Source organism: Nostoc sp. DedQUE05 (assembly GCF_034530955.1).
Classification (GTDB): Bacteria; Cyanobacteriota; Cyanobacteriia; order Cyanobacteriales; family Nostocaceae; genus Nostoc.
In genome coordinates, this window is sequence record NZ_JAVRCB010000005.1 from 25,477 (window position 1) to 40,153 (window position 14,677).

Here is a 14,677-nt window from a genome sequence, read left to right on the forward strand (position 1 = left end):
ACCCTCCCCTTATAAAGGGGAGGGAACTAGATAAATTTCCGGTCTCCCCCCTTTATAAGGGGGGATTAAGGGGGGTAAATTCAGGGTTTGGGCTTCATTACCAAGATATGTGTACACTGTAGCTTTTTAGGAGAGAGTTAGAGAAAGGTATGGAAAAGGTTGGAGATTAAGTAGACTCAATTGCAAACACGTATATAAACCTGGGTTAGAAACTATCAAAACATCCAAATTGCTAAGTCAAAATTCCCCTTAATATATTTGTCTAAACCCTTGTAAAAAATGTAAATACGTTTTGGTAATCAACAAGTAAAAACGTATATGTTTACAAGGTTATAGCTAATATAGTTCTACTAAATATAAGATAATATAATTTGAAGACTAGGGAATGTTTAGTGTAATAACTTTCATGCCCTAGTTGATATTTAGCGATTTAATTCAAAGAGAAACCTTGCTATTAATCGGTTGATCCAACCATTGATAAGGGCGATATTCCACTAAGCGGACATTCCAAGGCCCTTGCACGCGATAGCTGACACCGCGCCAGGTGACTGTTGATGTCCACAGAGATGATAGCATCGCTAACCCATAAACCCACTGTGTCAACGGAATCCCAATCAACATTTTAATGATTGTAGCAGCTGATAATTTGGCGATCGCCTGGTCATTAGAGCGAACTACTCGCTGTATCTCTAATTCCAACACCAGCATTATCAAGAGTAATCCGACAGTGTAAACTCCATAGCAGACTAACAACAGAGCCGCAGCTTCCCATTTTGCCTCTAACAACGACTCTAGAACTAACACGAACAGTAGAGTCGGAAACAAAATGCTAGAAACAGCTTCACTCACAAGAGCCAACCAACGGGGATGATACAGTCGAGAAAAAAGGATAAGGCGCTTAAGATAGTCTATTAAGTTGAATAAATCAGTCTCTTCACGATTGACTATTAGCAGCGAAGGCACAAACTTTACCTGAAAACCATGTTTTTTCAGGATGTCGTGCATCATAAAATCTTCGCCTAAAGCTTGTCCCCACTTATCTAGCAGTTCTGTTTGGCGAAGCACTTCTGTTTTCACAGCCAAAGTTCCACCCCAAGGAATCTGGAAGATAAACATTTGCACTACTGTAGAGACATTGCCGACGTACCGCACTAAAGAACCCCAATACCTGCCTGTTGGTACGTACCACCGATTGCCGGTTGTTGCGCCTACTTTCGCATCGCTTAGAGGACTGACTAATTCTCTGAGCCAATTCAGATGAACTATAGTATCAGCATCGACTAAAGCAACCACCTTGTAGGAGTCGTCCAACTCTCGGACAGCTTGGATTAAAGAACTGCATTTGAGACTACAACTGTTACGTACTATTCTCAAAGGGCTGATTTGAACGTTGGTTGCTTCTTGCTCTGTGATGGTTTCACTAGCAATTTTCCAAGCAGGATCTTCGTGACTATCAACGATTAATTTTAAATCATACTGTGGATAGTTTTGATTTAGGAGCGATCGCAAACATCTCGGCAAAAACGGATCGGCTCCGCGTAAGCAAAGAATTACTGCTGTTTTCGGTAGCTGATCGTCTGGCAATAAGTTTTTTTTAGACGAGCGCAGATACCATATAAAGACAAGCGTAAAACACACCTGAATAACCAGCCAACCCATCAAAGACTTAGACAGAAATATTGCCAAATCTTCCATTAAATTTTTAATCTCCGACAGAATAATGGATTGGGCATGGGGCATTGAGAAGAGATAAGGTAGACAAGGAAGAGGGGGGAGACAAGGGAGAGAGTTGTTCAAAAATTCCCCCTTGTCCCCCTTGTCCCCTTGTCCCCTTGTCCCCTTGTCTCCCTACTCCCCATTCCCTTTACGAATCCAGCGAATATTTCATGATGATGTTAACTGTTGTATTTTTGTTGACAACAAAACTGGCATCACGAAACTTTGGTGTACCTGTTTGTATGGACACAGTTGGATTTTTAGAAATTCCAAAACCTTCTTTAGGAATTCCGAAAAAGTCTTTATTGAGTTTGCGATCGCCATTTTGATCGTCAACTACAGCGACAGCATAAGTTCCAGGCTTCAAACCGAAGAATTCTTTTTTTACAGAAGTGCCAGTAATTTTAGCGCAGCCACTTTGAGCTTCACTAGTACTATTCATTGGAAATCCTTTTTCATTTGCATAAACTCGAAAGCAAATCTCACCTTTTTTGTGATGTATTCCATTTACTACAACATTAAGTGTTGCAGTTGGCTCTGCGTTCACTGTTTTAGCAAAGCTGATGCTCACTAAAGTAGCAAGGAAAACATGAGATAGTTTCAGCATAATTTTGTAACCAGAATAGGTAATTTTGATTCGTTAAAAGTATGGTTTGTTGTTTTTTTATTAGACCTCCCTTTATCCCACGCAACTTGCTACAACGGAGCGAACCTCCGCAACGCAGTGGCTCCCCGATCTATTGAGGGGAAACTTGAAATCTTGCCCCCTCCCCTTTACAAGGGGAGGGTTGGGAAGGGGTGATTCAAGGATTTTTGCAAGAGGTCTATTGATGCTTTTCGCCAACCTTTCCAAAGTCTTGGCAGCACTATTAGCAAATCTTTCAGTAAAAGATATTCTGTTCCTTTTAACTGCTGGTGTAAACTTCTATGACAACATAGCCGTTCATTCAAACTCAGGGGACTACGCCATATAGAGAGTATATACTCCCAGATTATTCTCCAATGTGGGAATAAAATTTGTCCTTTCTTTGCTGAATCAAACCACACTGTATATGCATAAAAATCGGGGAGCATACTCAAGAATGATTTTTGGTTTTTATTTGTTAACAACAAATAATTGGGAAAGAACATACTCATTGATTGTTGCGGATGACTTCTGAAGAAAAACAGGTATTCAGGGATTTCATAAAACCTACCAAGAATACCAAGTCTTAACAAAAGAATTCCATCTGCATTACCATAGCCACCCATAGGTGGTATCTTTTTCAAAGCACTAGCGCGAATTACCCCGTAACATTGGTTGCATAAATGCTTGGTCAGCAATTCGTGAAAACGCTCCTGTGGTTTTAGTGCATCTGCCTTGACTTTGATATCGTAATTTTGGATAAAATTCCCCTGTTCATCAATGAAATATGCCTGAGAGTGACACAAGATTATAGTAGGATCTTGGTCAAGCACTTCAACACACTTCTTGATAAAATCTGGAGAATGTAGATCGTCATGAGCTGCCCATTTAAAATACTCACCCGAAGACAGTTTCAAGACGCGATTAAAGTTACCAGCACAACCGATATTCGTGTCATTGCGGTAGTAACAAATACGTTGGTCTTGCTCGGCATAAGCTCTACAAATTTCCTCAGTTTTATCTGTCGATGCGTTATCTGAAATAATAAGTTCAAAATCTTCAAAGGTCTGAGCCAAGAGTGAATCTATGGCTTCTTTGAGAAATTTTTCACCATTGTATACAGGTAATCCGATGCTCAATCGTGGCTGATTGCGACTCATAGAAAACAAGTATTCGGAAAATCTGTGAATTATTTTCTGCTTAATCGTAGTTAGGTAGACGCAACGTAAGAATTCAGAATTCAGGAGTCAAGATTAAGGATACTTTGATACCAAGCTGAATCATTTCAAGTAAATCAAGTGTCTTCTAGCTTCTTCATTTTGCAATTACTCTGTTAGCGATAGCGGGGCGTTTAGCCCATTCTGATTCCTGACTCCTGAATTCTCAAAAATCTGTGAACTATTTCACCAAGCTTTGAATATCTGTTTTTTGCAGCCATTCATGTGTTTGCTGCATTCCTAATTCTAGGTCAATTGTTGGTTTGTAATTTAACAGATTTTGGGCTTTAGCAATGGAACAAGCGTAAGGACGAGTCATAAAATCTATAGACTCTGGTAAAATATCAACTTTTTTACGAAACAGTTTTTGTCCTTGAACGCGTAGCTTTAGAAACAATTTGATTTCATCTTTCGATAATGAAAGGGGTGCTTGTAAATCTTCCATTGCTGCTAAACGCATAAAATACTCTTTCCAGGAAGTTTCTTGTCCATCAGTGATATTAAATATTTCACCGTAGATTTCTTTTTCCATCGCTAAAAAGATGCCATCAATCAGGTTATCTATATATACATGATTAATTACTCCTTTAGCATCATTAGCGCAAGCAAATAATTTTTGGCGCATCATCAGAATTGGTCTGACTATCCAGGGAATACTTCCAGGGCCATAAACATCTCCGGCTCGAATAATGATGATGCCAAAATCTGACGGATTATTCAGTTCTAGAAGTGCTGTTTCGGCTTCGATTTTCGTTTGACAGTAGGGATTATTTTCGCCAGAGAGTGGGCCGGATTCTGTAACACCATCAGGATAGTTAAAACCGTAAACCATCACACTAGATAAATGCACAAATGTTTTGACACCAGCTTGTTTAGCAGCTTTAGCCATATTGACAGTACCGCCAACATTCACATCACGAAAATGCTTAATTGCACCAGCTTCTTCAGCAATTTGCTCTGTATGTAAAACGATATCTACTCCCTGACAAGCCTTTTGAGCAATAGTAGAATCGGTAATACTACCAATAATTACCTCTACACCTAAATTCTGTAATTGTTTGTTCTGTTCTGTAGAACTTTGTAGTCCACGAACCTTCATCCCTTGCACTATGGCTAACTCGGCTGTACGCAAACCGACAAATTCATTAATTCCAGTAATTAGGAGAGTTTTGTCTTTGAGGTTCATAAAATCGAAATTATTGTTAAATAGGTGAATTTGATTTGTTAGATAAAAGACTTTAAGTAATACCAAATTTAAATATTGGTAAATACTCTTAATCTAAAATCTAAACTTTGTATAAGAAGAATTTCTTTGTGGAGAGGCTGCACTAATATTTAGATATCAGTTTATATCATGGCAAAAAATTTAATTATTTTGCTACCAAGTAGCTAGAAAATATCTCCCGGATCTGCGGAGCGAAGTTTATTGATAGCAAGCGCTCCTGATGTTATACACATTAAGACTGTTGAAGTTAAGACGATCGCTGCATTATTAGTGGTCATAACTATTGGTAGTTTAGTTGCTTCTGCTGCAAAACTATATAACAAGACAGAAGTAATAAATCCTGGGATATAACCTAAGATTGCCAAAATCAAAGCTTGCTGAAATACCACATTTAATAAATAGCTGTTGGCATAACCTATGGCTTTTAAAGTGGCGTAAGCAACGAATTGTGTAGCAATATTGCTGTAAAGAATTTGATAAACAATAACCACACCAACCACCGCAGCCATTGTCAACATCAAGTTAAGAATAAAACCAATGGGTGTTCTGACAGCCCAATAGTTTTTTTCAAAATCAATGAAGCCTTGGCGGGTAAAAACTTGGACATCATTAGGCAAACTTCCTTGTAAATTTTTCAGTACTGTTTCTGCATTAGTACCAGGTTTGAGGGAAATCAAGCCAATATCTATCATATCTGCTGGACGAGTATTAGGATTTATCCTCAAGAAAGTGGAGTCACTAACAAGTAAATTTCCATCTACCCCAAAAGAAGGCCCTAATGTGAATAACCCGCCTATTCTCACTTTATAGCCAATTAATGAATTGAAGGGAAATATTTCAACTGTTTGTGTAGTATCTCCGGCATTAAATTTTTCAGCTATTGGGCCAAACTCTGGGCGAGAACCCCGATCAAAAAGCACGACATCGGGAATTTTGAGTTTATCTAAATTTTTCTCTACTTCTGGGAGATTCATCACCGGTCTACCTGGATCGAAACCAATAACATATATTGAATATTTCTCACTAGTAGCCGGATTTTTTAGTTTGGCAAATTGCAAATACATCGGGCTAACTGACTCTACGCCATCAAACCCCAAAGATTGGTATAAACGAGTCCGCGAAAAGCTTTGATTTGAGGTCAAAGATTTATATTGCGAACTAACTAAAAATAAATCTCCCTTGAGATTCTGATGGACTGCGGTTGCACTAGAATAGAGGGCATCTTGAAAACCAAGTTGCACAAACATTAGCAGCACAATAAAGCCAATCCCGGCTACAGCTACTAATAAACGAACTTTTTGTTGGGCTAGCTGTAGCCATGCTAAAGGAATTTTTAAAATCATGGATTTATTTATTATTTGTCATTTGTCATTTGTCATTGGTCATTTGTCATTTGTGAATGACCTATGCCTTATGACTAAATATGAATGGCGACATCGACTTGTAAGTTAGTGAAACGAGCGACCTTTTCACTATCGGCGGAATTATCGATGGAGATTTTCACTTCAACTATTCTGCGGTCTGTATCTGAACCAGGGTTGAGGCTAAAGATGCTTTGTTTATCAACTTGCCAACCAATTTCTTTTACAGTTCCTTTTATTGTTCCAGGAAATGCAGTGCTGGTAATGGTGGCTTTTTGTCCTACACGTACTTTTTGAACATCGGTTTGATACACCTCTGCAATCACATACATTTGAGATGTCTTACCTATCTCAGCAAATCCTCTGCTGGTGCTAATTACTTCTCCGGTTTTGGCGTGAATTTTCAAAATTTTGCCATTTATGGGAGATTTGATGTAACTTAAATCCAAGTCGGCTTTTGCTTGTTGAACAGAAGTTGTGGCACTATTGACTTCGGTTTGTGCAACTTGAACATCTACGCTACGCACTTCACTAATACTTTTGAGTTGTGCTTCTGCTTGCTTGCGTTGTTCTTGGAATGTGTCTTGAGTTCGCTTGAGGGTGGCTTGAGCTTCCGTTAGCTGCTGTTGTGTAGTCTTTAGTTGCAAAGCTTTGGTATCTGCTACAGAAGCCGCGATCGCACCTTGTCTATATAATTGCTGATAGCGATTATTCTCGGCTTGAGCGTTGTCTACTTCCGCTTGGATGCGGTCAATTGTCGCCTGTTGTGTCGCAACGTCTCCTTTATATTGTGGCTCTAAACGAGCGATCGCAGCCTTTTGAGCATCGACATCTCCGGTTTTAGCTCCCGATTTCACCTGCGCTAGTTTAGCTTTGGCAACTTGGAGTTTGTCTAAAGCCTGTTGCAACGCGGTTCTAGAACGACCATAGTTTTCTAGATATGCCAGTAATTGCCCTGCTTTAACCGCATCTCCTTCTTTCACCAACAGTCTATCTACTCGCACCCCATTATTAGAAGTGGGAGCAGTCAAAGTAGTAACTTCGCCTTCTGGCTCTAAACGTCCCAAGGCTGTCACAGCAACTTTCACAGGCGTGGCAGCTTTGGGAGGATTTGCTGGGGCTGTCACAACTTTGGGTTTAGACCAATAAGGTGTCAAACTATAGAAAGCGATTAATCCAGCCGCTAAAGTGAGAGAAGCTGCTAAAATTACTTGCGATCGGCCTACGGGTTTTCTGAATAATCGACTTTCTTTATTTACTGCCATATTTTCATTCCAATTCTGCTTTTTTAGAGAATATCCTGGTTATATTTAGTCGATTAAAATAGACTCATCCGCAAATTACCAAGAGGGCTTTTCCTCTAGGATTTATACTTTAAATTCCGTGGATGGCTCTAAATTGGTTTTATATGAATTGTTGTACGCTTTTACCGCCCAAACTTAGTATTGTGGCGTGAAAATTAATGGCGTGTTACTTCAAAGCTTCCTAAGTTATATCCTAATTTGTCATCTAATCCCGTAGCGTAAAATACAATAGCGCTAGCCAGCAAACTTAACTCTCAATAACAACGAAGCGCTAATAAAAATGAGATCAAAACCTGGATAAACTTGTTATCAAGTATGGACTAAAAGTTGATTATTGTCAACTAATTGAATTTGCATAAGTCCTGATTCTCTCACTAAAAGATTTCATCACAATCAGATAAGGTGCTGAAAAAAATGTACCAATCGCTAATCTATTGTCTAGCAATTGAATACGTACAAATAGTTCGTTATTAAGCAGATTTGATATTACTAACAGATTATTATTATCGAGGTTGTGTAATATAAGACATTCTTATAGCGATTTGTAGCAGGGGTAATTGATGAATTGCCCTTACTTAAACTATTAGCTTTGTAATTGATTGCACAGGTCAGTGGTAGATGAGATGCAAAACCTGAGCTTTGTTTAAGTTTACTGTTTACTAAAAATTCATTTAACTCATATTATGTTTATCTAGCAACATACTTAAAATTAATATTTGCTTTATAAATAACCACTTTGCTTCTTAACTTGACTTATATTAAAAAATAACCAAAAACTTTGACTCAATTATGATGCTTCTTTGAGAAACAATACTTGTAGTTATTGCATTTATATATGTATTCATTGAATTGTTACTTACTAGACAACAGATTTGTAGTGTTAACTTAACCAAGAAAATATTTATGTTTAACCCGTAGGTAACAAAATTTTTCACATATTTATTTAGTTATAAATTATACTTTTAGGCTAAATTTATTCAAAAATTCTATCAGTAAGAGTATATGGTTATTTATAAAATAAGTTTAAAGGAATGATTTAGTTTTTGTAAAATATGCTAGTATTTTTATTAATTCAATGCTTTAAAGTGGTTAAAGAAACTAGTTATTTAATTAATATTTTGAAATTAAAAAATAACTAAAAACAACTGCGTTGTCATTATCTAGCGATCGTTTAATTACTTTTCCAACTTGCATAAACTCGGATTAAAGGCGGTGTCTTTTCTGTAACGAAATTGTCAACTTTACTAGGTCATATACCATAAAATATATTATCCTGGACGTTAAAACTAGCTATGACCTTGATTGAGATACAGAACGTTTTTATTAACACCAGCTATATTGCTGTGTTTAGGCTAGATAATCAAACGGTTTCGAGTGAAAAAAACGTTTCTGTTTCCTTAGCTACTCCTCAGTTTTCCTCGCTCCAGTAGGATACCATTGCTCCAAATCTCTACTATTACAAATGGATTGAATTTACTGGTCAAGCAGCTATTACACTCCAAGACTATTTTACCAGTTTTAACAACGTCATCGACCTATTGCCACAATATCAAGAGTCTAGCGTTGGATAACATTTTTTCGCGATGTCTACGACGGGCTACGCCTACGCAGTGTGCCAAAATCGCCTATAAATCTAAGGCTTTGTCAGGGCAGTATGTGTCGTGTGGTGTCGATTTGCAGAAAAGCATTTAGCACAGATAGGATAGCTAGCTGCTTACAAGACGAGAGATTTTCATTATTTAGTAGGCAACAGAAATTACTGTAACTACACAATCCACAGTACTAACTATGCCCTATGTCTGCTTATTCAATTAATACTGCCTTAGCGGAGTTAGAGAGCCTTATCAATAATTGTGAAAAGGCTGTGATGAGGTCTATAGAGGAAAAAAACATGAAGTCAGATAAATCAGATAAATCAGTGTCAATTAACAGAATTAACAGACAATTACAACACAATCCTATTGCCATCGTTGGGATGGCTTCTCTATTGCCTCAAGCTAGAAACTTGCGGGAATACTGGCAAAATATAGTAAACAAAATTGACTGTATTACTGATGTTCCTTCGACTCACTGGAGCGTCGAAGATTATTACGATCCGAATCCTAGAACTACTGAAGATAAAACCTATTGTAAAAGAGGTGGATTTCTTCCAGAGGTAGATTTTAACCCGATGGAATTCGGCATACCACCCAGCATTTTAGAAGTCACAGATGTATCGCAACTATTAAGTTTATTGGTTGCGAAAGAAGCGATGGAAGATGCTGGCTATGGCGAAAAACGTGAATTTAACCGCGAGATGGTTGGGGTAATCTTAGGCGTGGCGATGGCCAAGCAATTAGGAATGCCACTTTCTGCCAGATTGGAATATCCAATTTGGGAAAAAGCGCTTAAAAGCAGTGGTTTATCTGACGAAGATACCCAAAAAATCGTTGATAAAATCAAAAGCGCCTACGTGAAGTGGGATGAGAACGCTTTCCCTGGAATGTTAGCTAATGTAGTCGCGGGTAGAATTGCCAATCGCCTAAATTTTGGCGGGATGAATTGTGTAGTTGATGCCGCTTGTGCTAGTTCCTTCGGTGCTTTAAAAATGGCAATCAGCGAACTAGTTGAGCATCGTTCTGACATGATGCTAACTGGTGGCGTTGATACCGATAACACCATCATGGCTTACATCTCGTTCAGCAAAACACCGGCGGTTTCTCCTAGCGAAAATGTCAAACCTTTCGATGCTAAATCTGATGGGATGATGCTGGGTGAAGGTATCGGGATGATTGTTCTCAAACGGCTAGAAGATGCTGAACGGGACAACGATAAAATATATGCCGTAATTAAAGGTATTGGTACTTCCAGCGATGGGCGTTACAAGAGCATTTATGCTCCCCGCAAAGAAGGTCAAGTTAAAGCCTTGGAACGTGCTTATGAAGATGCCGGCTTCTCTCCCGCTACTGTTGGTTTGATGGAAGCACATGGTACAGGTACAATGGCTGGAGATCCGACAGAATTCGGTTCTTTAAAAGACTTCTTTGATGTGCATGATGACAAAAAGCAGCACATCGCTTTGGGTAGTGTGAAATCGCAAATCGGACACACAAAAGCGGCTGCGGGTGCGGCGAGTTTGATTAAAACTGCTTTGGCTTTACATCACAAAGTATTACCGCCGACAATTAACATTACCGAGCCGAACCCCAAACTCAACATTAAAAATTCATCCTTTTATTTGAATACTGAAACTAGACCTTGGATTCGTCCAGAAGGGGAAGCGCCAAGACGCGCAGGTGTAAGTTCTTTCGGATTTGGCGGAACTAACTATCACGTCGTTTTGGAAGAATATGAAGCTGACCAAAACGCCGCTTACCGCTTACACAGTGATGCTAGTGAAGTGCTGTTGTTTGCTCCTACGGTAGACCAATTGTTGAGCAAATCTGAAGAGATTTTAGGTAAGTTGCGATCGCCAGATGCACCTACACATTACGCACAATTAGTCAAGGAATGCAAATCGCCACAGATTCCCCTCTCTGCTGCCAGATTTGGTTTTGTAGCTGAGAATCTGGAAGAAGCTTGCAAGTTGCTGCAAACTAGCATTGACTGGCTCAAACTCAAAGGAACAGCAGCATCTTGGGAACATCCCCAAGGGATTTATTACCGTTCCTCTGGTATGGAGTTGGGCGGAAAAGTTGTCTCTCTATTTTCTGGTCAAGGTTCGCAATACCTGGAGATGGGACGCGAACTGGTGATGAATTTTCCTTTGATGCGCCGTCTGCATGGTTATATGGATAGCCTGTTGCTCAAGGATAATTTGCAGCCGTTGTCAGAGATTGTTTTCCCTCATCCTGTTTTTGGAGAGGCAGAAAAGAATGTCCAAATTGCTGCCTTACAACGCACAGAATATGCTCAACCAGCCATTGGGGTGTTGAGTGCAGGGATGTACAGCATACTGCAACAAGCTGGATTTAAGTCAGATTTTGTTGCCGGTCATAGCTTTGGTGAACTCACAGCACTATGGGCTGCGGGGGTTTTGAGTACAGAAGATTACTTGTTCTTAGTGAAAGCTAGGGGTCAAGCAATGGCTGCACCCGAAGATCCGGATCATGATGCGGGTAGTATGCTGGCTGTCAAAGAAGATATCAGCAAAGTGGAAGCAGTGCTGAGGCATTTTCCGCAAGTTGCGATCGCTAATCAAAATTCTCCGACTCAATTTGTCTTGGCTGGCCCCACCGCAGAAATAGCGAGAGTTAGAGAGGCTTTACACGAGAAAGGATATACGGCTGTACTGTTACCTGTATCAGCAGCGTTCCATACACCGCTAATTGCCTTTGCTCAGAAATCCTTTGCGATCGCCACCAAGTCTGTCAAATTCCAAAGTCCCAAAATCCCTGTTTACAGCAACGTTACCAGTAAGCAGTATCCCAAAGAAGCCCAAGGTATTCAAAAAATCCTTGAAAGCCACCTTTCAAACTCGGTGCTGTTTAAACAGGAAATTGAAAATATCTATGCGGCGGGTGGTACTTGCTTTGTGGAATTTGGGCCGAGAAGAATTCTTACCAACTTAGTCAAAGATATCCTTGGCGATCGCCCTCATATCACCGTATCTTTGAACCCTAGCGTTCAAAAGAATAGCGATCGCTCTTTGCGGGAAGCAGTTGTGCAATTGCGAGTAATTGGTTTGGCTTTGAATAACCTCGATCCTTACCAACTTCCCCAAACTATACCCCCAATTGAGACGAAGAAGACATTAAATGTCCGTTTAAACGGGATAAACTACAGATCCGAAAAAACGAAAAACGCCTTCGCTCTAGCTTTGCAGGATGGGCATAAAGTCACATTACCCACCCCCGAATCTTCTGATGCGGCTCCTTTGTTTAGCAGCCCAGGTGTGACTCCACCTGTAGCAGTGATAGAAACTAACGGACATAAAAAACTTACCCCAGCAATGAACGGTGTGACTGCTAGTATCATCACCCAGCCAGAGCAACAGATGAATCCTGTTACCCTGTCACAACCAGTCCAGGAATCTAAGATGCAACCAACACCAGAAAAACTTACAAATTACGAACAACTTTTAGCAAGTTTAGAATATCTTCTAACACAGTTTCAGGAAAATCAAGCCGAGAATTTACAAGTTCACGGTACTTATCTCAACCATCAAATGGAATACGCTAAAGCATTTTTCCAACTGATGCAGCAGCAGAATTCCTTGTTGAGTGAAAGTAAATCAACAGCCGAAACTGCCAAAATGAAGCTTGTTGTCATGGAAAGCTTAGAGCGCAGCATGATGCAGTTTCATTCCCAACAAGGTGAAACCCTACGCATCCATGAACAATATCTTCAAGAGCAGTTGGAATATACTAAGAGCTTTTTCCAACTCATACAGCAAGAGTATTCTCAAATCATCTCTGGTGATGGAGCAACCCAACTAACAGAGATAAGCAATTTCATCCCATTCACAACAGAAACAACTGTTAGTGATGCACCAGTACCTCCTACTACCAAGATAGTAGAAAGCCAGTCTTTGCCTGTAACTGAGCCTGTAGCTAAAAACGGCTTAAATGTTACTCAAGAACCTCTGCCGCCTGCTGTAGAGCCTGTAGTTGAAACTCCTGTATCCCCAGAGACACGAGCGATCGCATCTCTACTTCCCACACCGCATTTCGCCACTGTCGAGACAGTAGAGCCATCTGTCCCAGTAGTAGAACCCCAAGCCGAGGTTGTAGTCAAAATTAGCGCACCTCCAGTCGAGGAAGTTGTTGCATTCACCCCACCAGCACCCACAACTGCTGCACCTGTATCTGGCGCAACCATCGATATTGTTGACTTGGATAAAAACCTGTTAGCCATTACCAGCGACAAGACCGGCTACCCAGTCGAGATGCTGGAAATGGACATGGACATGGAGGCTGATTTAGGGATTGACTCTATCAAACGGGTGGAAATCTTGGGTGCGCTACAAGAAATGTACCCCAACCTACCCAAGCCCAATTTAGAAGAACTGTCAGAAAAACGCACCATCGGTCAAGTTGTAGAGTATCTGCAATCTCACGCTTCCAAAAGTGTTTCTGTAGAAATTGCAGTTCACGAAATACAACAAGCAGCCGAGGTTCCAGTAGAGACTGCACCAGTAGTTGAGGTAGTCATTGCACCTGAACCAAGCGTAGTTGTCGCATTCACTCCAGAACCAGAACCCGCTACCAGTGATGAATTTGCAAACTTAGGTGAAACCCTGTTAGCCATCACCAGCGATAAGACCGGCTATCCAGTAGAGATGCTGGAACTAGAAATGGACATGGAAGCCGACTTAGGAATTGATTCCATCAAACGGGTAGAAATCTTAGGGGCGATGCAAGAAATGTACCCCAACTTACCCAAGCCAAATATCGAAGAACTTGGAGACCTCCGCACCATCGGTCAAATAGTTGATTACCTACAGCAGTTAGCTGGAGGTGAAAAAAAAAAGTCTGAGCCTGAGTTTGTCCAACAACCACCGGAATTAGAGCATACTATCCAGCGCCATCCGGTCAAACTCAGAAGCTTACCACAGCCCGATTATTTGGATTTCACGTTACCAGAGGGACACATCGGTTTAATCACCGATGATGGTTCCCTCACCACTTATAAATTAACTGAATCCCTAATCGAGAAAGGCTGGAAAGTAGTAGTTATCAGCTTCCCCCAATCGCTTATCGCCCAACAAGCACCCTTACCCACAGGAGTAACCCGCGTCACCTTAGCAAACTTGAGTGAAGAACATCTTCAACAACAATTGCAAGCGATCGCATCTCACTGCGGAACGATTGGGGCCTTCATCCATCTACATCCGATGTTTGTAGGAAATCACACCGGAAGTATTTCTTATAACGAATCAGAAAAGGCGATCGTCAAGCACGTATTTTTGATGGCGAAACACCTCAAACCCTCCCTCAACGAAGCCGCAAAGCATGGACGTAGTTGTTTCTGCACAGTTGCTCACCTCGATGGAGCCTTCGGTTTAGAGTACAAAGTCAACTTCGGTGCGATCGGGGCTGGTTTATTTGGATTAACCAAAACTCTCAGATGGGAATGGTCAAAAGTTTTCACCCGTGCGATCGATTTAAGTCCCAGACTTGATGCTAAACAATCAGTACAAAACATCATCGCCGAACTTCACGACCCCAACCTTTATATAAGTGAAGTTGGCTACGGCTCACAAGGACGAGTCACCATTATCGCCGATTAAAAAGTTGATTAATGTTGTG

7 protein-coding genes and 1 pseudogene are annotated in these 14,677 nt (G+C 40.4%); 2 read left to right on the top strand and 6 right to left on the bottom strand.

Annotated features, from left to right (window positions below; genetic code table 11):
- Window positions 1-435: 435 nt before the first annotated feature.
- The 6 genes from RMZ42_RS05195 to RMZ42_RS05220 form a co-directional block, all read right to left on the bottom strand.
- A complete protein-coding gene (locus RMZ42_RS05195; RefSeq protein WP_322670395.1) occupies window positions 436-1,695 on the bottom strand; it encodes a glycosyltransferase family 2 protein in 1,260 nt (419 codons plus the stop codon).
- A 169-nt stretch (window positions 1,696-1,864) separates the two neighbouring features.
- Window positions 1,865-2,323 (bottom strand): DUF2141 domain-containing protein, encoded by a 459-nt coding sequence (locus RMZ42_RS05200; protein WP_322670396.1) that lies wholly within the window; start codon window positions 2,321-2,323, stop codon window positions 1,865-1,867.
- Between the two features lie 167 nt (window positions 2,324-2,490).
- Window positions 2,491-3,501 (bottom strand): glycosyltransferase family 2 protein, encoded by a 1,011-nt coding sequence (locus RMZ42_RS05205; RefSeq protein ID WP_322670397.1) that lies wholly within the window; start codon window positions 3,499-3,501, stop codon window positions 2,491-2,493.
- 238 nt (window positions 3,502-3,739) lie between these two features.
- Window positions 3,740-4,744, bottom strand: coding sequence for an NAD-dependent epimerase/dehydratase family protein (locus RMZ42_RS05210; RefSeq protein ID WP_322670398.1), 1,005 nt, complete (start codon window positions 4,742-4,744; stop codon window positions 3,740-3,742).
- Window positions 4,745-4,947: 203 nt separating this feature from the next.
- On the bottom strand, window positions 4,948-6,126 hold the full coding sequence (gene devC, locus RMZ42_RS05215) for an ABC transporter permease DevC (protein ID WP_322670399.1): 1,179 nt from the start codon (window positions 6,124-6,126) through the stop codon (window positions 4,948-4,950).
- Between the two features lie 74 nt (window positions 6,127-6,200).
- Window positions 6,201-7,409, bottom strand: coding sequence for an ABC exporter membrane fusion protein (locus RMZ42_RS05220; RefSeq protein ID WP_322670400.1), 1,209 nt, complete (start codon window positions 7,407-7,409; stop codon window positions 6,201-6,203).
- Window positions 7,410-8,740: 1,331 nt separating this feature from the next.
- Between RMZ42_RS05220 and RMZ42_RS05225 the strand changes: the two are divergent.
- Together RMZ42_RS05225 and RMZ42_RS05230 are read left to right on the top strand one after the other, a co-directional pair.
- Window positions 8,741-9,019 (top strand): annotated as a pseudogene (locus RMZ42_RS05225) (hypothetical protein).
- Window positions 9,020-9,243: 224 nt separating this feature from the next.
- Window positions 9,244-14,658, top strand: coding sequence for a polyketide synthase (locus RMZ42_RS05230; protein WP_322670401.1), 5,415 nt, complete (start codon window positions 9,244-9,246; stop codon window positions 14,656-14,658).
- Window positions 14,659-14,677: the final 19 nt, after the last annotated feature.